The 19,165-nt window shown below is 56.1% G+C and carries 15 protein-coding genes; 12 read left to right on the forward strand and 3 right to left on the reverse strand.

The window, feature by feature from the left end:
- The first annotated feature begins 321 nt into the window (after positions 1-321).
- Positions 322-1,146 (forward strand): DnaD domain protein, encoded by an 825-nt coding sequence (locus H8Z83_RS13155; RefSeq protein WP_187015470.1) that lies wholly within the window; start codon positions 322-324, stop codon positions 1,144-1,146.
- Positions 1,147-1,473: 327 nt separating this feature from the next.
- Entirely contained in the window at positions 1,474-4,668 is a 3,195-nt protein-coding gene (locus H8Z83_RS13160) for an S-layer homology domain-containing protein (RefSeq protein WP_187015471.1), read from the forward strand.
- A gap of 82 nt (positions 4,669-4,750) precedes the next feature.
- On the opposite strand, the gene H8Z83_RS13165 is transcribed toward H8Z83_RS13160, so the two are convergent.
- Positions 4,751-5,320, reverse strand: a complete 570-nt coding sequence (locus H8Z83_RS13165) for a hypothetical protein (protein ID WP_187015472.1) — start codon at positions 5,318-5,320, stop codon at positions 4,751-4,753.
- A 227-nt stretch (positions 5,321-5,547) separates the two neighbouring features.
- Between H8Z83_RS13165 and H8Z83_RS13170 the strand changes: the two genes are divergently transcribed.
- The 8 genes from H8Z83_RS13170 to H8Z83_RS13205 all read left to right on the forward strand — a co-directional run bounded on the left by H8Z83_RS13170 (position 5,548) and on the right by H8Z83_RS13205 (position 14,705).
- A complete protein-coding gene (locus H8Z83_RS13170; protein ID WP_187015473.1) occupies positions 5,548-6,333 on the forward strand; it encodes a hydroxypyruvate isomerase family protein in 786 nt (261 codons plus the stop codon).
- A 27-nt stretch (positions 6,334-6,360) separates the two neighbouring features.
- Complete coding sequence (gene mtnK, locus H8Z83_RS13175; protein WP_187015474.1) at positions 6,361-7,605, forward strand: S-methyl-5-thioribose kinase; 1,245 nt, start codon at positions 6,361-6,363, stop codon at positions 7,603-7,605.
- Entirely contained in the window at positions 7,589-8,641 is a 1,053-nt protein-coding gene (locus H8Z83_RS13180; protein WP_187015475.1) for an S-methyl-5-thioribose-1-phosphate isomerase, read from the forward strand. Before mtnK ends, H8Z83_RS13180 begins: the two co-directional genes overlap by 17 nt.
- Before the next feature lie 21 nt (positions 8,642-8,662).
- A complete protein-coding gene (locus tag H8Z83_RS13185; RefSeq protein WP_187015476.1) occupies positions 8,663-9,328 on the forward strand; it encodes a class II aldolase/adducin family protein in 666 nt (221 codons plus the stop codon).
- A 13-nt stretch (positions 9,329-9,341) separates the two neighbouring features.
- Positions 9,342-10,532, forward strand: a complete 1,191-nt coding sequence (locus tag H8Z83_RS13190; protein WP_187015477.1) for an iron-containing alcohol dehydrogenase — start codon at positions 9,342-9,344, stop codon at positions 10,530-10,532.
- Between the two features lie 446 nt (positions 10,533-10,978).
- On the forward strand, positions 10,979-12,199 hold the full coding sequence (locus H8Z83_RS13195; RefSeq protein ID WP_187015478.1) for a hypothetical protein: 1,221 nt from the start codon (positions 10,979-10,981) through the stop codon (positions 12,197-12,199).
- Between the two features lie 131 nt (positions 12,200-12,330).
- A complete protein-coding gene (locus H8Z83_RS13200; RefSeq protein WP_187015479.1) occupies positions 12,331-13,512 on the forward strand; it encodes an amidohydrolase in 1,182 nt (393 codons plus the stop codon).
- Positions 13,513-13,535: 23 nt separating this feature from the next.
- Positions 13,536-14,705 carry an amidohydrolase gene (locus H8Z83_RS13205; protein WP_187015480.1) on the forward strand — a complete coding sequence of 390 codons (1,170 nt, stop codon included), beginning with the start codon at positions 13,536-13,538 and terminating at the stop codon, positions 14,703-14,705.
- A gap of 114 nt (positions 14,706-14,819) precedes the next feature.
- On the opposite strand, the gene H8Z83_RS13210 is transcribed toward H8Z83_RS13205, so the two are convergent.
- Positions 14,820-15,281: a hypothetical protein gene (locus H8Z83_RS13210; RefSeq protein ID WP_187015481.1), complete on the reverse strand. Its 462-nt coding sequence runs from the start codon at positions 15,279-15,281 to the stop codon at positions 14,820-14,822.
- Positions 15,282-15,483: 202 nt separating this feature from the next.
- Positions 15,484-15,897, reverse strand: a complete 414-nt coding sequence (gene tnpA / locus H8Z83_RS20210; RefSeq protein WP_187015482.1) for an IS200/IS605 family transposase — start codon at positions 15,895-15,897, stop codon at positions 15,484-15,486.
- Between the two features lie 94 nt (positions 15,898-15,991).
- On the opposite strand from tnpA, the gene H8Z83_RS13220 reads away from it, so the two are divergent.
- Complete coding sequence (locus tag H8Z83_RS13220) at positions 15,992-17,371, forward strand: IS200/IS605 family accessory protein TnpB-related protein (RefSeq protein ID WP_243185006.1); 1,380 nt, start codon at positions 15,992-15,994, stop codon at positions 17,369-17,371.
- 440 nt (positions 17,372-17,811) lie between these two features.
- Positions 17,812-19,125 (forward strand): ATP-binding protein, encoded by a 1,314-nt coding sequence (locus tag H8Z83_RS13225; RefSeq protein ID WP_366464286.1) that lies wholly within the window; start codon positions 17,812-17,814, stop codon positions 19,123-19,125.
- Positions 19,126-19,165: the final 40 nt, after the last annotated feature.

Here is a 19,165-nt window from a genome sequence, read left to right on the forward strand (position 1 = left end):
ATGAGACGGACCCTATAAATAATAGTCAAGAGCAGAAAGCCCAAATGAGACGGTCCCTGTAAATCCGCCTGATCCCGCAGCGGAGTGGGGGACAGCCTCATCATACCACCTGCCGCCCGGTATTTTTTGTCGGAGACTGACAGCTGAGGACTCAAAAGGGAGGGGAGGTCTCAGAACAATGCGTTAAAAAATTAACGAGTGAAGGTAAGGTCGATCCCGCTGCCCCGCACACGCCTGTTTCCCCTCGGAAACAAATCATGGAAACCGTAGCCACTTTGTTGTATACTATACAGAAAACCAGCAGGGAAGGAGGGGAGCGCCATGCTTACCGAACAGCTGACCGCCGACGCAGCAGCGCTGCATCAGGCTATCCTGCGCCACGGCGGCGAGGTCTCCCCGTTCTTCTGCGGAAAAGAACTGGGCTGGGAGCACCGCCGCATCGCCCGGGCCATGGAGGAGCTGGTGGCCGCTGGGATCATAGACCCAGCAGCCGCCGTCCTGCCAAAGCCGCTGAAACAGCGGAAAACCTACGATTTCCCGGAAATTCAGGCCATTTTGGCGGACTTTCCGGCCTTTGCCCGGGTGGTACACGCCGTGGAACACGCCGCAGGCCGCCGCCTGCCCACGGTGGATCTCAGCGCCCTGACGGAGCTGTTCGACTTTCATGGCCTGTCTCCGGAGGCACTGGAGCTGCTGACGGCACAGTGCTGCGACGAAGCCATCCTCCGGGGCGAGGAGCGCCCCACGGCTCGTCACATCGAAAAACTGGGCCTGGAATGGGTCCGTCTGGGCGTGCGCTCCCGGGCGGACGCCGTGGCCGCGATCCGGCGGATGGTCCGGCGGGAACAGACGGTGGCGGAGGTCCGCCGTCGGCTGCGGCTGGACCCGGACGCGCGAATTTCGTCGGATGACGCCTACATCGCCGCGTGGCTGGACTGGGGCTTCTCCCCGGCGCTCATCGAGCTGGCCTTCGACCGCACCGTGCTGAACTGCGGCCGCCTGAACTGGAAATATTGTCACGGAATTCTGGAAAGCTGGCGGAAAAACGGCCTGTTCACCATGGCGGACGTTCTGGAAAAGGACGCGCCGCCCCAAAAGCCGGAAACCGCGCCGGAACCGGAGGACCCGTGGCGCTACATCCCCTGATCCCCCGCGAAAACCGTTATATTCGGACAGAACTTGGTAAGTTCTGTCCGTTTTTTGTCCTCCCCCGCAAACCACTATATAAAAAAGAATGCCCCGGCCTCAGTTACACAGACCTCCTTAATGTTACAACCGTGTAACAAATCGGTGTAACCACTTGCATTTCAAAAAGTCGAATGTTATCTTAGCATTACAAAACAATGTGATCGAAACTTACCCCCGGTTCAGATATTGGGTAGGCTAGCCACGATATGTAAATCGGGGCGGTTAAGAAAACTTTGTTTTGTAAAACAAACTCCCGAACGGGAGAATCTAAAAGGAGGAAACCCCATGAAGAAGTTCCTTTCTCTGGTACTGGCTCTGGTGATGACCATGTCTCTGGTCACTGTCAGCGCTGGTGCCAAGGACTTCACCGACAGCACCAAGATTCAGTACGCTGAAGCTGTCGACGTGATGTCCGCCGTGAAGGTCATCGACGGCTATGCCGAAGGTGACTTCCGTCCCAGCACCACTCTGACCCGTGGCGCTGCTGCCAAGATCATCTGCAACCTGATCCTTGGCCCCACCACTGCATCCGCCCTGGTGGCTGATGCTGCTCCTTACAAGGACGTTCCTACCAACCACACCTTCGCTGGCTACATTGCCTACTGCCAGAAGACCGGCATCATCTCCGGTTATGCTGACGGCAGCTTCAAGCCTGCCAACTCCCTGACCGGCTATGCCTTCATGAAGATGCTGCTGGGCGCTCTGGGCTACAAGGCTGAGCAGGAAGGCTACACCGGCGCTAACTGGTCCATCCAGGTTGCCAAGCGCGCTCTGAACATCGGCCTGGCTGATGATCTGGTGGGCGACTTCAACGGTGTCAAGGCTGTCACTCGTGAAGAGGCTTGCCTGTATGCCTTCAACACCCTGAAGGCTACCATGGTCGAGTATGACAAGAACTCCACCGTCACCGTCGGCAACATCACCATCAAGGAGCAGTCCGACGCTAAGGACATGGCCAACACCGGCAAGACCGATGGCAACATCGACAAGGACGGCAAGATGCAGTTCGCTGAGAAGTACTTTGAGGATCTGAAGAAGTTCGGCGCTACTGACGACTTCTCTCGTCCCGCCACTCAGTGGAAGATCAAGGCTGAGGAAGTCGGCAAGTACACCGACACGCCCGACCTGACCTACACCAAGGCTGTCAAGGCCAGCGATATCTACAAGGATCTGGCTTTGGGCTCCACCATTGATAAGAAGGACGTCACCGTCTACATCAACGGCGAAGAGGCCGAGGATGCCGCTGTGGTTCTGAAGAAGAGCAATGACGCCAAGATCGGTAAGGATTATCTGGAGAAGAACGGCAAGAAGTACAGCACTGCCAAGAACGGCGTTCTGACCGAGGTCTTCTATGACAAGGACGATGATTCTGTTATCATCACCCAGGTCGTGACCTATGTTGGCCAGATCAACAAGTCTGTGGCTGCTACCTCCAAGAAGGATGCCTATGTTGTGATCGACACTCTGTCCTCTACGCAGAACGTGATGGCTGTTCCCTCTGACCTGACCGGCAAGACTGTCAGCAAGTCTCTGGAGTTTGAGACCGATGACAAGTTCGAGGATGACGATTATGTCCTGTACACCTATTCTCAGACTGCTGATGAGGTGAAGTCTGTGGCCGCTGCCGAGAAGGTTGAGGGCTATGTTTCCAAGACCACCAACAGCACCAAGGATGAGGACGAGAACAAGGGCATTACCATTGCTGATACCGCTTACAAGATGTCCGCCGCCACTACCGGTGAGCCTCTTGGCGAAGTGTCCGTGAAGAACGACTACACCGCTTACCTCGACCAGTATGGCTATGTCATCTACGTTGAGGAGATTGAGGAGATCGGCAATTACGCTCTGCTGATCAACGTGGCTGACAAGGGCACCTTTGTCGGCAAGAAGGCTGAGCTGGTCTTTACCGACGGCACCAGCAAGGTTGTCACCACCGAAAAAGATTATTCCAAGGCCGATAACCTGAAATATGACGTCAATAAGGATGGCAAGTTCACCGAGGCCGATAACACTGCTTGGAGCACCACTGCTGGTGTTGCTGATGGTCAGAAGGAGCCCGTCATTGTTACCTATAAGGTTGACAACGATGGCGTCTACACTCTGAAGGCTGTTGATACCGCTAAGTCCTCCTACAAGGTTGCTTCTACCGCTCTGAACCTGAAGAACGACAAGGCCAGCATCTCTGTTGACAAGTGCACCGTCAACGATGTTAAGGATACCACCTATGTCACTGCCAACAGCGCTACACAGTTCGTGGTTGCCGATGCCGGCAGCAACGAGGACTTTACCGCTTACACCGGCATCAAGAACGCTCCCACCATTGCAGCTGGTAAGACCGACGGTTACAAGACCGACGTATTCTTCTACTGCAAAAACGGCAAGATGGTCACTGTCATGTTTGTCCTGCCTCAGTCCAAGGTTACTATCGAGGATGACAACAACAAGATGATCTTCTTCGCCAAGGAGTCCGGCTCTGATTTGGAGCACGATAAGGACAGCAACTACTTCGAGTACAATGCCATTGTCAATGGTGAAATCAAGACCGTGAAGGTTGACGAGAACGCCACTGGCCTGACCGCCAGCGGAGCTAACGGCCTGTTCAAGTCCTTTACCACTGATAAGTACGGTGTTGTGTCTGGCGTTAAGGAGTACAACGCTTACGGCGCTGGCCTGAAGGCCAATCCCAAGACCCAGCCCGGCGATGCCAAGGAGTATCTGGCTGGTGTTGGTATCGACAAGGTCTCCAAGGAGTACACAGTCATCCTGAACACCACCGGCGGCAAGCTGGAGGACGGTACCTCTGCTTCTACCTACACGAACGAGACTATCTCCTGTGATGATGCCATGAAAGTCTACTATGTGGACAAGGACGGCAACATCACCGAGTCCAGCTACAAGTCCATCGCCAAGGATGACAACGATAACGTTTATGCTATCGTTCAGGATTACCTGGTCAAGACCCTGATCATTCAGGAAGTTGAGAGCGAGGATGATGTCTACGGCGTGAAGGTTGTCTCCACCGGCAACGCCACCGTGAAGGTGGACGGCAGCAAGTATGCTGCTGGCAAGACTGCCGAGTATGACAAGAACGATGAGGATGTTGTCATCACCGTGACTGCCGACAAGGACTACACCATCAAGACCGTTAAGATTGATGGTGAAGAGGTTGAGCTGGACAAGAATGGCCAGTACACCATCTCCAAGATCAAGGGTCTGTATAAGCTCGAGGTTGAAACCGAAAAGGTTGCTGACGCTACCATGACTATCTCTGTCCAGTATGTTCTGGATGACAATGCGGGCACTGTGGTCAAGAGCGAAAAGCCCGCCAAGATGACTGCGGACAAGGGCGAAGATTACGTCACCGTTCACGGTACCGCTCCCGATGGCTACACTCTGGTCAGCGCTGCTGAGCAGTATGTTACCTTCGTGGCTAACGGCTCCGCTACCGTGAAGTTCACCGTCAAGACTACTACTCCCTGATTAGATTAGTAGCCAAAATCAAAACTCATCTGAGTTGAGATAACAAGACCCCCCGCGCCGTAAGGCGCGGGGGGTCTTGTATTTATTTGCGCCCATAGAATTTCACAGTGGTGCCGCTGGAGATAACCGCCGTTTTTCCGCTGGAAGCAGTCAGGGATAGGCCGATCCCTGTGATGTCTTTATAAAGCGTCCCGGCGGTAATGGCGGAGCCGGAGAAGGTCGTGCCCTCAATATAGAGATTTTCGTTGAACAGCGGATGGAATACGGCCCCTACATGTGTGCTGTAGGCCGTTCGCACCAGATAATCGTCATTGGGCAAGAAATACAGATTGTAGCTTTTCATGGAACCTTTGTATTCCAGTTGAAAAACCACATAGACCTCCGCCCACTGCGACCAGTCGATATTGATCTCCGCGCTGGCGTAATCGCTGCCCGTGGCCAGCGTCAGCGTCTGGATCAGCTGCAAACCCGCTTTTTTGCCCAGCGCCGTGTCCGCCGCCTCCCGCGCGGCTGTCTCCGCCGCCACGGCCTCGGCATTGCCTTTCAGCGCCGCGTCGATGGCGGCGTTGTCGCGATTGAAGTCCTCCATCATGATGCGGTCCGTCCCCGCCCAGCGGGAGAGCTTGTAGTTGGGTGTCTGTTGACTTGCCATAAAATTACCTCCCAGAATTGAATGTTATTGTTGCATAACAAAATTACGTTATACATACAACATCGATCAAAAACTGGCATTGCGAACTTTCGTCAGGAGTACTTTTTCTTCGGCAAAGGTTTTAAAAAATCGACTTGAAAAAGTGTTGCACAGGCCTCTGGCGGCCCCCTTGACGGCCATCCGGAGACCTGTTATCATGACCCTGAGAACAACACCGGGAGGGGCCTATGATTTTTCAGAAATCCGCCTGCATTGAGACACTGTACACGGAGCTGCCCTTTTTAGAGCGGTTTCGCGCCGCCAAAGCCGACGGCTTCGATTTTGTAGAATTCTGGAGCTGGACCGACAAGGATCTCGCCGCCGTAAAGGCCGCCGCGGACGCCGCGGGCGTCGGCATTTCCGGTTTCAACGGGGACGCGGAGCTGTCCCTCATCGACCCTGCCCAGAAAACGGCCTACAAGGCCTTTCTGCGGCGTTCTCTGGACGCCGCTAGGAGAATAGGGGCAAGGTCCGTCACGGTCCACTCAAACGGTCTGGGGGAGGGAGGAAGGGTCCTTTGTCCCTATGACGACCTCAGCGACGCCGTGAAGCTCTGCACCATGTTCGACACGCTGAAAATCGCGGCGGAATGGGCGGAAAACTGCGGCGTCCAGATCAATCTGGAGCCGCTGAACGTCACCACGGACCATCCCGGCAATTTCCTCCGTCATACCCGCACGGCCGCGGAGCTGACCCGGCTCATCGGTTCCCCAAACTTGAAGGTGCTGTACGATGTGTACCACATGCAGCTCAACGAGGGCAGCCTGTGCGACCATATCCGCGCCTACGCCGACCAGTTCGGCCACATCCATGTGGCGGACGCGCCGGGCCGCCACGAGCCGGGCACCGGGGAAATTTATTACCCGGCGGTGTTCGCCGCCTTGGAGCAGGCGGGCTACCGGGGCCTCATTGGCTACGAGCTGTTCCCCAAAACCGACACGCAAACCGCCGTCCGGGCCATCATGGCGGACTGACCGCCTATTGCAGAAGGAGAGGACCTTATGTCAGATTACAGCGCCTTTTTCTTAATGAAGCCGGAGGATGTGAAGCGGTACGCCGTGGACGTGCTCCATTTTTTCCAGCCGGATGAGGAAACCGATTGCGTTGAGATCGGCGACGGCAACATCAACTATGTGTTTCAGGTGCGCTCCCGGAAGGACGGCCGCTCCGTCATCGTGAAGCAGGCGGACAAGCTGCTGCGGTCCTCCGGTCGTCCGCTGGATCTCTACCGCAACAAGATCGAGGCGGAGACCCTGATGCTGGAGGCCCGGCTGGCCCCCCAATTCATCCCGGAGGTCTATCATTACGATGAGACCATGGCCGCCCTCTCCATGGAGGACATTTCCACCTACAAAAATCTCCGCAAGGAGCTGGCGGCGGGCCGGGTCTACGGCCATCTCAGCGAAAATCTCTCCGATTTTCTGGCCCAGTCCCTGCTGCCCACCACGGATCTGGTGATGGACCGGCAGGAAAAGAAGAAGCAGGTCAAATTCTTCACCAATCCGGAACTGTGCGACATCACGGAGGACCTGGTGCTCACGGAGCCGTATCTGGCCCAGCCCATGAACCCCCGGAACAAGAATATCGTCACCCCCGGCAACGAGGACTTCGTGCGGGAGCATCTCTATGAGGACGAGGCCCTCCACGGGGAAGTCGCCGCCCTGCGCAACGGCTTTATGAACAACGCCCAGGCCCTGATCCACGGCGACCTCCATTCCGGCTCTATTTTTGCCAACGAGCAGGGCATCAAGGTCATCGACCCGGAGTTCGCCTTCTACGGCCCCATGGGCTACGACATCGGCAACGTCATCGGCAACCTGTTTTTCGCGTGGGCCAACAAGGCCTATACCGGCGGCAGCGCCGAAACGCAGACCGCTCTGGAGCAAACCATCCGGGAGACCTGTGACAAAACGGCGGAAAAGCTGGCGGCGGCATATGACAAGCTAGTGACCTTCCCGCTGTACCGCGCCCCCGCCTTCCGCAAGGCCTATCTGGACGGCGTGATGGCGGACTCCTACGGCTACGCCGGTACGGAGATCATCCGCCGGGTGGTGGGCGATTCCAAGGTGATGGAGGTCACCTCCGTCACGGACCCGGCCCAGCGGCTCCCCATGGAGCGCGCCCTCATTGATTTGGGCATCTATCTCATCAAAAATCGTGCCGGCGGCCTCAACGGGGCGGCTGTGACGGAGGAATTCCGTAAGATCTTGGCAGAGGGGAGGGGAACACATGGTCAGAATGGATGAAAATATGCCGTTTCTGCTGCAATATGAAAATGTTGCGTGGTACGAAAACGGCAAGGTCCGCATTTTAGACCGGCGGATCTACCCCACGGAGGTCCGGTTCGTGGAGTGCGCTACCTATCAGGAGGTGGTGCAGGCCATCGCGGACATGGTGACCCAGAGCGCCGGCCCCTACACCGCCGTTGGCATGGGCATGGCCTTGGCTGCGTGGCAGGTTCGGGACAAGGGCGCTGCGGAGCAGGACGCCTTCTTGCAGCAGGCGGCCTATGATCTGGCCCACGCCCGCCCCACCACCGCCAACCGCTACGGCCAGATCACCTACCGCTGCGCCGAGGTAGCCAAGGAGGCACTGGCGGCAGGGAAGGACCCCGTTCAGGCCATCGTGGAGAATACGGTGGAGTCCCTGAACCGCCGGTATTCCACCATGCAGATCGTGGGCGACCATCTGGCAGAGCTGATCCCGCAGGGGGGCACGATTCTGACCCAGTGCTTCGGGGAGACCATCATCGGCACCGTGATCCGGGCCGCCCGCCGCCAGAACAAGGACTTCAAGGTGTTCTGCGCCGAGACCCGGCCCTATCTGCAAGGGGCGCGGCTCACCTCCGGCTGCTTCGCCCAGATGGACTTTGATACCACGGTCATCACCGACAACATGGTGGCCTACGCCATGGAGCGGGAGGGCATCGACCTGTTCACCTCCGCGGCGGACACCATCGCCCGGGACGGTCACATCGCCAACAAGATCGGCACCTTCCAGATGGCGATTCTGGCCAAGTATTTTGGCATTCCGTATTACGTCACCGGCATCCCCGATCAGGACAAGCACAGTAAGGATGACATCGTTATCGAGATGCGGGACCCCCAGCAGGTCCTCAGCTATCGGGGCATCCCCAACACCGTGCCGGAGGTCAAGGCCATCTATCCCTCCTTCGACGTGGTGCCGCCTCACCTCATTTCCGGCGTGGTCACGGATAAAGGTGTCTATGTGCCCTATCTGCTGGATCACTATTTTGATTCTGATGTAAAAAAGTTCTATTGAGACCGGAAGGAGAGACGCGCCATGCTGATGCAGGAAGAGAGAGAACTGGTTGTTGAATATGGCAAAAAGATGAGCGCCGCCCGGCTGAGCACCGGAACCAGCGGCAATATCAGTATTTACAACGCTGAAAAAGGCCTGGTGGCTTTGAGCCCCTCCGGCATGGATTATTTTTCCACCACCCCGGAGGATGTTGTGATCCTGGATCTGGACGGCAAGGTGGTGGACGGTAAGCGGAAGCCCTCCAGCGAGTGGGCTCTGCACACAACGTTCTATAAGCATAAGCCCCATGCAAGAGCCGTTGTCCACACCCACTCCGTCTACTGCACGACGCTGGCCGTACTGGGTGAGCCCATCCGGGCGGTACACTATGTGATCGGTGACGCAGGCGCGGCGGAAGTTCCCTGTGCCCCCTATCAGCTGTTTGGCACAGAGGCGCTGGCGGAAGCGGCTATGGAGGTCTGCGGCAAGAGTGATGGTGTTCTACTGGGCAACCACGGCCTCGTATGCTGCGGCAAGGATATCAAGGGTGCTTACGGCCTCGCCTGCAATCTGGAATACATCGCGGAGATCCAGTGCCGCGCCATGAGCATTGGCAAGCCCAATGTTTTGACGGAGGAGCAGATGGCTGAGGTCATGGTGAAATTCCAGTCCTACGGTCAGCCCGGTGCGAAAAAGACCGGATATTGAGGGGAGCGTTACGATGCGGAACTTTGATTTTTACAGCCCCACCTACTTCGTGTTCGGAAAGGACCGGGAGGCGGAGACCGGCAGGTATGTCAAGCGCTTCGGCGGCAGCCGGGTGCTGGTGGTCTACGGCGGGCAGTCTGCCAAACGCTCCGGCCTGCTGGACCGGATCATGGCCTGCCTGAAGGAAGAAAACCTGTACGCCGTGGAGCTGGGGGGCGTAAAGCCAAATCCCCGCAGCGGCCTTGTGTACGAGGGCATTGACCTCTGCCGCCGGGAGAAGATCGACTTCATTCTGGCCGTGGGTGGCGGCAGCGTCATCGACACCGCCAAGGCCATCGCCATCGGCGTACCTTATGACGGTGATTTCTGGGACTTTTTCTCCGGGAAGGTGCCGGAGCAGGCTCTGCCCGTGGGCACCGTCCTGACCATCGCCGCCTCCGGCAGCGAAGGCTCTCCGGATTCCATCATCACCAACGAGAAAACCCTAGAGAAGAACGGCGCGGAAGCCGACTGCCTGCGGCCCTGCTTCTCCGTGCTGGACCCCGCCCTTACGGAAAGCCTGCCCGCCTACCAGACCGCCTGCGGCATCACGGACATCATGGCCCACACCTTTGAGCGCTATTTCACCAATACGCCGGACGTGGAGGTGACAGACCGGATGCTGGAGGGCGTGCTGCTGGCCATGCTCCACGAGGGCCGCCGGGTCATGGATGATCCTCACAACTACGAGGCGCGGGCAAACATCATGTGGGCCGGTATGGTGTGCCACAATGACATTATGGGCGTGGGCCGTCAGCAGGACTGGAACAGCCACCATTTGGAGCACGTGCTCTCCGCCAAGTATGACTGCGCCCACGGCGCGGGTCTGGCGGTCATCATGCCGGCGTGGATGCACTACTGCGCGGAGCACGGCGGCGAAAAGCGCCTGGCCCAGATGGCTGTCCGGGTCTTTGGGTGTCAGATGGACTTCGACGAACCCAAACGCACGGCGCTGGAGGGTATCGAGGCCTTCCGGGCATTCCTGCGATCCATCGGGATGCCCCTGACCTTTGCCGAGATCGGCGCCGATCCGGCGGACATTCCGGAGCTGGTGGAGATGAACCACATCGGCGACGGCAAGACCGGCGGCTATATCGGCCTGGACAAGCAGGCCCATTTCGATATCTACAATTTTGCCGCCGGGAGCTGCGTTCCCGAGACTTGAATGGATATGACATAAGTGCCGCGAGGGCGCTCCTGTCAGGAGCGCCCCCGCAGTGTTCTCTGCTCCTGCTGCTTTGTGACCGCTAAAGCTAATGTATAAGGTTATACAAGGTACAGGTTACTTACCGTTTACAAGCTATTAGCGTATACACAAATCAGAAAAGTGTGTTCGTTGCGAAGCTGATGAATGGATCATCCTCGCAGCTTTGGCGTTCCCAATGCGCCTTGCTTCATAAAGAAGCGGAAGACCTTGCATCGTAAGGCTTTCCACAAAAGCGCCGCCCGTGCTTTGGAAAAAAATCCGAAGCATGGGCGGTGTTAAATTTTGTCAAAATTTATCTTGACATCTAACCATGATCAGAGTACCATAAAAACAACTTTTTTGGATTTAACTCTTTAATCCAAAAAAGCGCACGTCATGTAAGGAGAGACGAGAGGAGAGACATTATGTACAATTTTGCACTCGCGTTTGTGATCTGCGGCGTCGTGTATTTCATCGGCGAAGCAGTCTCAAACCTGACGAAGGCCTGGATCCCATCGGTTTTCGTCACCGCCGCCGTACTTCTGGTAGGCTTCTGGACTGTTATTCCCACCACCGTTGTAAGCGACTCCATGCTGATCCCCTTTGGCAGCACCATCGGCATTTACCTGCTCATCACCCACATGGGCACGGTCATCTCCATCAAGCAGCTGGTATCCCAGTGGAAGACCATCGTTGTGTGCCTGGCCGGCCTTGCCGGTATGTGCGCGCTGTGCCTGGTCATTCTGCCCGGCATTATCGGCCGTGACCTGGTGGTTGCCGGTCTGCCCCCGCTGACTGGCGGCATCATTGCTGCCACCACCATGATGAAGGCTGCGGAGGCTAATGGCCTTGCTGAAGCCGCCATCTTCGCCATCGCTATGTACTGCGTGCAGGGCTTTGCCGGTTATCCCCTCACCGCTGTCTGCCTCCAGCTGGAGGGCAAGAAGCTGCTCAAGGGCTATCGCGCCGGTGAGTACAAGCTGGAGGGCGCCGTCAGCGATGTGGACGCCGTCAACGGCAAGCTCAACAACGGCACTGTTGAGGAGCACAAGAAGCTGATTCCTCCTCTGCCCGCCAACTGGAACGGCCCTGTGGTCATCCTGCTGAAGCTGGGTATCGTGGCTTGGCTCGCAACCCAGCTGGGCTCTATCGTGATCCCCGTCATCAACATGAAGATCAGCGGCGCCGTGTACGCTCTGATTCTGGGCGTCATCTTCACCAGCATCGGCTTCCTGGATGAAAACGCCATCAATAAGGCCAACTCCTATGGCATCATCATGTTCGCTCTGATGATGTATGTGTTCGACGGTCTGAAGGACTGCACCCCCGAGATGCTCAGCAGCATCATCGGCCCCATGATCCTCCTGATCGTGGTGGGCGTTATCGGCATGGTCATTCTGTGCTTCATCGCGTCCAAGATCCTGAAGGTCTCCTTCCTGATGGCTACCGCCACGGCCTTGACCGCGCTTTACGGCTTCCCGCCCAATGCCATCATCACCGAGGCCACCTGCACCGCTCTGGCGCAGACCCCGGAGGAGAAGGAATTCCTGATGAGCAAGATGTTCCCGCCCATGATCGTGGGTGGCTTCACCACTGTGACCATCACCTCCGTGGTAATCGCCGGCATCTTTGCCGAAATGTTCTGATCCAGTCATCCGCAAAGCTGTCCGGCTCTTTCCGCCGGACAGCTTTGTTCACAAAATCACTCTTGCACATCCCGGAAAAACCGATACAATAAAGCTACCACAGATTATATGAAGAAAGGATCTTGTGTATTATGGATATCAAAACTCTTGCGGAACAGTACAATGATTACATCATTGATCGCCGCCGGTATTATCACACCTGCCCGGAACTCTCCGGCGAGGAGAAGAACACCCGTGCCCATCTGAAGGAAGACCTGGAGGCACTGGGCATCACCGATATTCACGAGCTGGAGACCTGCTACGGCCTGACCGCCACCATTCACGGCGGCAAACCCGGCAAGACCGTGGCGCTGCGCGCCGATATTGATGCTCTGCCCGTCAAGGAGGAGACCGGCCTGCCCTTCGCCTCCCACAACGAGGGCAAGATGCACGCCTGCGGCCATGACAATCACATGGCCATGCTGCTGGGTGCCGCCAAGATCCTCAACGAGGTGAAGGACGAGCTTTCCGGCGACGTGCGTCTGGTGTTCCAGCCTGCGGAGGAAACCGCCGTGGGCGCTCTGCAGATGATGAAGGAGCATGCGCTGGACGGTGTGGACGCCATTTACGGTGTGCATGTCTGGGGCACCTATGACGCTCCGGGTATCGCTTTCCCCGCCGGCAACCTCATGGCCTGCTGCCACGGCTTCACCATTGAGGTGGAGGGCAAGTCCGCCCACGCTTCCGCCCCTCACGAGGGTGTGGACGCCGTGATGGTGGCAAGCTCCATTCTCCAGTCCATCCAGCAGCTGGTCTCCCGGATGAACGATCCTCTCAACCCGCTGGTCATCACCGTGGGCAAGGTCACCGCCGGCAATCGCTGGAATGTGCTGGCCGGCCACGCCACGCTGGAGGGCACCGTGCGTACCTTCCTCACCGGCACGCAGGTGGAGGATGCGCTGCGTAAGGTGGCCGAGTGTACCGCTGCAGCCTTCGGCGCCAAGGCGACCCTGAGCTATCAGTACATGACGGAGCCTGTCATCAACAGCGACGAGCAGCTCAACCGCATTGCCCAGACCGCCGTTACCAAGCTTTACGGCAAGGAATCCCTCATTACCCCCGCTCCTCTGATGGGCAGCGAGGACTTCTCCTGGTTCGGCAAGGACGGCATCCCCTATATCTACGGCTTTGTGGCCAGCCACAATAAGGACTGGGATTATATGTACGGCAACCATCACGAGAAGTACGACGTGGACGAGACAATCCTCCATCGCGGTGCCGCGGTGGCCGCGCAGTTCGCCGCTGACTACCTCGCTGAGACCGCACAGCAGTAATTCAGCTGAGGAAGGAGCGGACCATGGACATCAAAGCATTGGCACAGGACGCTGCCCCTTATGTGGTGGAGCGTCGGCACTACTACCATCAGCATCCGGAGCTGACCGGGGAGGAGAAGAACACCCGGGACTCCATCCATCGGGATCTGGAGGCACTGGGCATCACCGATATCCGGGATATGGTCAATTGCTATGGTCTGGTCGCCACCATCCACGGCGGCAAGCCCGGCAAGACCGTGGGCCTGCGGGCAGACACAGACGCGCTGTCCTTCCAGGAGGAGACGGGACTGCCCTTCGCCTCCTGCGAACCGGGGAAAATGCACGCCTGCGGCCACGATACCCACATTGCCATGCTGCTGGGCGCCGCCAAGCTCCTTCAGGAGCACCGGGAGGAGCTGCGGGGCGATGTGCGGCTCATTTTCCAGCCTGCGGAGGAGCACGTCATCGGCTCTAAGGCTATGATCGCAGAGGGCGCGCTGGACGGGGTGGACGCCATCTTCGGCCAGCACGTCTGGGGCACGCTGGATATTCCCTACATCGACGTTACCGCCGGTCCCCGCATGGCCTACTCCGGCCGCTTCACGGTGGATGTGATTGGTACCTCATCCCATGCGGCCACGCCCCATCTGGGCGGGGACGCCATCACCGGCGCAGCGGCGATCATCAATAACCTCCAGCAGTATGTCTCCCGCATGAGCAACCCCCTGGACCCCGTGGTGCTCACCATCGGAACCATCTCCGGCGGCAATCGCTACAACGCGATCGCCAATCATGTTACCATGGAGGGCGTCACTCGTGCCTACTTCCTGGATAAGCACGAGGAGGCCATGCGGCAGATCGTGGAGAACACGGCGGAGGGTCTGGGCATGAAGGCTGTGCTCAAGTATGCCCATGTGGTGCATCCCGTGATCAACGATGACGATGACCTCACAGAGATCGCCCAGAAGGCCGTGGTCAAGCTCTTCGGCGAGGAGACGCTCTGCCATATGCCCGCCATGATGGGCAGCGAGGACTTCGCCAACTACGCTGCGGAAATTCCCGCCGTGTTCGGCTTCATCGGCTGCCGGGACGAGGCCAACGGCATGATCTACAACAACCACCACGAAAAGTTTACGGTCAACGAGTCTCTGCTTCCCAAGGGGACTGCGCTGATGGCGCAGTTTGCCGTGGATTATCTGGCCGGCAACGCGTAACACAGGGCAAACAGCAGGGGGGGAGGGACCCTTTCCGAATGGACCCGCTCCCCGCCAAAAGACGGCGAAAGAATATAAAAAACGGCCAGCAGCCAAAGCGCTGCTGGCCGTTTTTTATGCGGCACGGCGGGCCAAAAAGACTTTTTCAACACGATAAGAGGGGAGGCTGTCGATAAAGAGGTAGATTCTCCGCAACGGAAAGGAAGGGTGTGCGCGGGAAACCCAAGAAGGGATACACCGTCGGCTCAAGCCAAACAGCGAATCCTGCGTATCCAGTGTGAACGCATCCTTCGTGACGTTTTGCAGTCCGATGCGCTCCATTTCCGCCTTGAGCATATCGCCGGTGGCAAGCTCTGCGTCGGAGCCTGCTGTCCGGTAGCCAAGCGTTTCGTTGCTGCGGATGTCCTCCAGCTTCAGCGCCAGATCATAGGCGTAATCCACGTCTACCGTGTCGAGGTAGGCTTGTGTGGGGTCAGCCTGGGGCTGTGCGGCGTCCGCGGCGGGCTGCTTGCCGCAGGCAGTCGCGGATACCAGCAGGAATCCTGCCAGCAGTGCATTCACGATTCTCTTTTTCATGTTTTTACTCTCCTTTGCAGTCATAGACCGGCGGAAGAACGAAAAAAGCCACAGACGCACCTGCGCCCGTGGCTTGAAACATCCAAACAGAGAGAATTACCCTTTTCCGCATAGACCGGGGAGCACCGTGCATGCAGTCCATTTTATCACTCTTATTGATTAACAAAAGGCGCACACCTCTTCCAAAGCAGTTTGGGAGAGGTTAGCCTTTTTCCTTATTCCTCTGGTTTCGTATATACTCGGTAATAAGTTCGTGGCTGCGTTCACTCACAGTGCAAACAAAATACGAACGACTCCAGAGATAGGGTTTCCAATAGAACGGAGCAAGGTATTCGGCGAATTCTTTTCTGAGTAGTCTTGCCGTTACCGTCTTGTAGGAACAGACCAAGGAGGACAAAGTCATTTGAGGCGGTGCCTCGAAGAGGATATGGATGTGGTCCTTATCGGTGTTTATCTCATTCACGTAGCACTGGAAGTTCTCCTCAAAGATACGATACGTCAGTTCTGTGAGCCGGTCCTTAAAGGCTCCGTCTATGACCGGATGCCTGTATTTTGTTACTACAACCAAATGATATTCCAAGTCATAACAACTGTGTCTATTCGTTCGATAGCTCATGTTTACGCCCTCCGCATGTCACTTTACAACCAATTCTTATTATGGTAGAATAATACCATAGCCAAAGGCATTTAGCAACAGGGGGTGAAAGCGTATGGCAAAGATAGTTTCAAGCTATTGCACGAAGGTCATTGGCGAAAACAGAATCTTCAAAGATACCATTCGGGTTTATCGCGATGCGCTTTCTCTTCTTATCCGCATCGTAGAGTCTGAATGGGATACCGGTCTTGGAGAGCTCTATGCGAAGTCCACGCTCAAAGCACAGAGGACAGTTGAATTGCTTGTTCATGCAAGCCGTACGAGTGTTGCCAAGTATCCTGAATTCGACAAACAGTTCTATAAGTACCCCAGTTACCTGCGGCGGTCAACGATTTCCGAGGCGCTTGGCGCCGTATCTTCGTACCGTGCTGCTGTTTCTCATTGGGAGAGTGCAGGCAGAAAAGGGAAAGAACCTAAACTCCAGGCCTCTCGTTCAGCTATGCCGACTTTCTACAAAGACAACATGTACGAAGACAACGGTGATGGGACTGCCCGTCTGAAACTTTATCACAAGAACGACTGGGTGTGGGTAAAGGTCCGGCTTCGCAAGCAGGACATTGACTATATCCGGGAACATTGGGATAAGGCCGATGCTTCCGCGCCTAAACTCGTGAAACGGGACCGCCGTTATGCCTTATGCTTTGCCTTTGAAGAAACGGTTGCTTACGGCACGAAACCACTCACAGACCAGACCATTCTTGCTGTTGACCTTGGCATTAACACCGACGCTGTGTGCAGCGTTATGCGTCCAGACGGAACTGTCCTCGCACGGAAGTTCATCGACTTCCCGAGTGAAAAAGACCGGCTGAATACGCAATTGGGCCGCGCACGCAGAGGTCAGCGAGAGAATGGTCATCGAGGCGGCAACCGCCACATGAAGAAGGCTGTTCGCATCAACGAGGACTTGTCCAAGAAAATCGCTCCGGCAATCGTTCGGTATGCTGTTTCTGTCGGAGCCGACATCATTGTTATGGAACATCTTGACTTCATCGGGCAAAAACCCAAGCACAAAAAGCATCGGCTCCACATGTGGAGAAATCGCGACATTCAGAAAAGCGTCATGCATCAGGCCCACCGCAATGGAATTCGTGTGCGTTTCGTCAACGCACGAAACACCAGCAGGTTGGCTTTCGATGGTTCTGGCGAAGTAGCCCGGAATAGTACCAACATGGCGCTGTGTCGGTTCCGAAACGGGAAGCAGTATAACTGCGACCTGAATGCGAGTTATAACATCGGCGCACGCTACTTTATCCGAGAATACTTAAAACCCATCCCGGAAACGGAATGGTCTCTAATTGTGGCAAAAGTTCCAGAATTAGAGCGAAGAACAAATTGCACATTATCCACCCTCTTTAGCCTCTACGCGGTGCTGAACTGTCAATCAGTTTCAGTTTCTGAGTCTTGGCCCCACGGTGGAAATGAGTCTGGGGCCTAAACCCCCGGAAGCTCCATCCATAGCGTTCACGCTTGGGTGGTGAGGTTCACTCGTTTACAAGTTGTGTGCGCCAGAACGTAATAAGCAACTTAAAAACTTGAGCTTTTCCGCTCGATCAATAAGGCAACAAAGTTGCCAACCCGCACCCGCGGTGCGGTCCCCGGATCTTCGACGGGTTTTCGGCATTTGACCCGGCCGTCCGTGTAGCCTCGATCCCTTGTCGGAGGGATGGTCAAGACGTGCATATGCACAGGCGTTCTGAAAAAGAACAGGGCAACTTTAACACACTGAAAAAAGGATGGCAAGATTTTTTTGCAGTTCCCGGTCGATGTGCCGCTGCCGCACGGGACAGGCATACATACGCCGCATTTGCCCATAATGTGTCTTTCAGAATTGGGTTTTGCACTTGTATTAAACGGCAGGATGTGGTATAAACTAAAGTGTCACTTTGGATTTGCATAAATAGTTGCGGCGAAGGAGGGAGCTTCATGTATTACGAGAGATCAATTGCGCCGGTTATTCAAAAAATCAACGAGACTTTTCCGGTGCTGATCGTCACGGGCCCTCGACAGGTTGGCAAAACCACATTGCTGACTCATCTGGCGGGAAGGGAACGAAAAATCGTATCTCTGGATAATCCCACAATCCGTGCGTTTGCGAAGAGTGATCCGGAATTGTTCCTACAACGATATGCACCGCCGGTCCTGATTGATGAGGTGCAGTATGCGCCGGAACTGTTCGATTACATCAAGGTCTATGTGGATCGCGAGAAACAGTGTGGGGATTTCTGGCTGACCGGTTCACAGACCTTCCGCATGATGAAGCGGGTAACGGAATCTCTCGCCGGCCGTGCCGGCATTGTACGGATGGAGGGGCTGTCCAACAGTGAGATCAACGGCAACCACTTTCCTGCGTTCACAGTAGATATCCCTGCATTGATGGATCGGATGACTGCCGCTCCGCAAATGTCGATCTCTGAGATATTCACCCGCATCTATAAGGGCTCCATGCCCCGCCTCTATGAAAATGAGCAGGTGGACCGAGCGCAATACTACGAGTCCTATCTGGAGACATACATTAGCAGAGATATCAAGGATCTTTCACAGGTCGGAGACGAAACGACATTTTTGAATTTCATGGCGGTTGTAGCGGCACGGACGGCCACCAATGTGAACTACGAAGCGCTTGCGTCCGAGGTCGGCGTATCTGCGCCAACCGCAAAGCAGTGGCTTTCGATTTTGGTATCCTCAGGTATCGTGGCATTGATCCAGCCCTATTCCAACAATGCCTTGAAGCGGGTGATCAAGGCCCCGAGAATGTATTTTCTGGACACGGGACTTTGCGCACATCTCACCAGATGGACCAGCGCGGAGACATTGGAGCGGGGTGCCATGGACGGCGCGTTCTTTGAGACATGGGTTGTATCCGAGATTTATAAGAGTTACCTCAATCAGGGGAAATCTCAGCCTCCGCTATACTTCTACCGTGACAGCAACAAAAAAGAGATCGACCTTATTATCTATCAGGACGGCGTTGTTTCGCCGATAGAGATCAAAAAGAATTCCGCGCCAAAGGATGCCACGAAGAACTTCAGCGTGCTGAATCCCATCGAAAAAGAGCCCGATGCGGACAGTATTTCAGCTGGAGCCGCGCATCTGAAAACAAAAATTGGGATCGGCGCGGTTATCTGCATGCCGCCAGATCTGATTCCGGTCGACCAGAAGAATTGGTATGTCCCAGCCTGGCTGATTTGAGCAAATGCATATCTAATTCTACAAAGAGCACTGCCGCAAT

Origin of the sequence: Dysosmobacter segnis (assembly GCF_014297285.1) — a bacterium.
GTDB classification, from domain to species: domain Bacteria; phylum Bacillota; class Clostridia; order Oscillospirales; family Oscillospiraceae; genus Oscillibacter; species Oscillibacter segnis.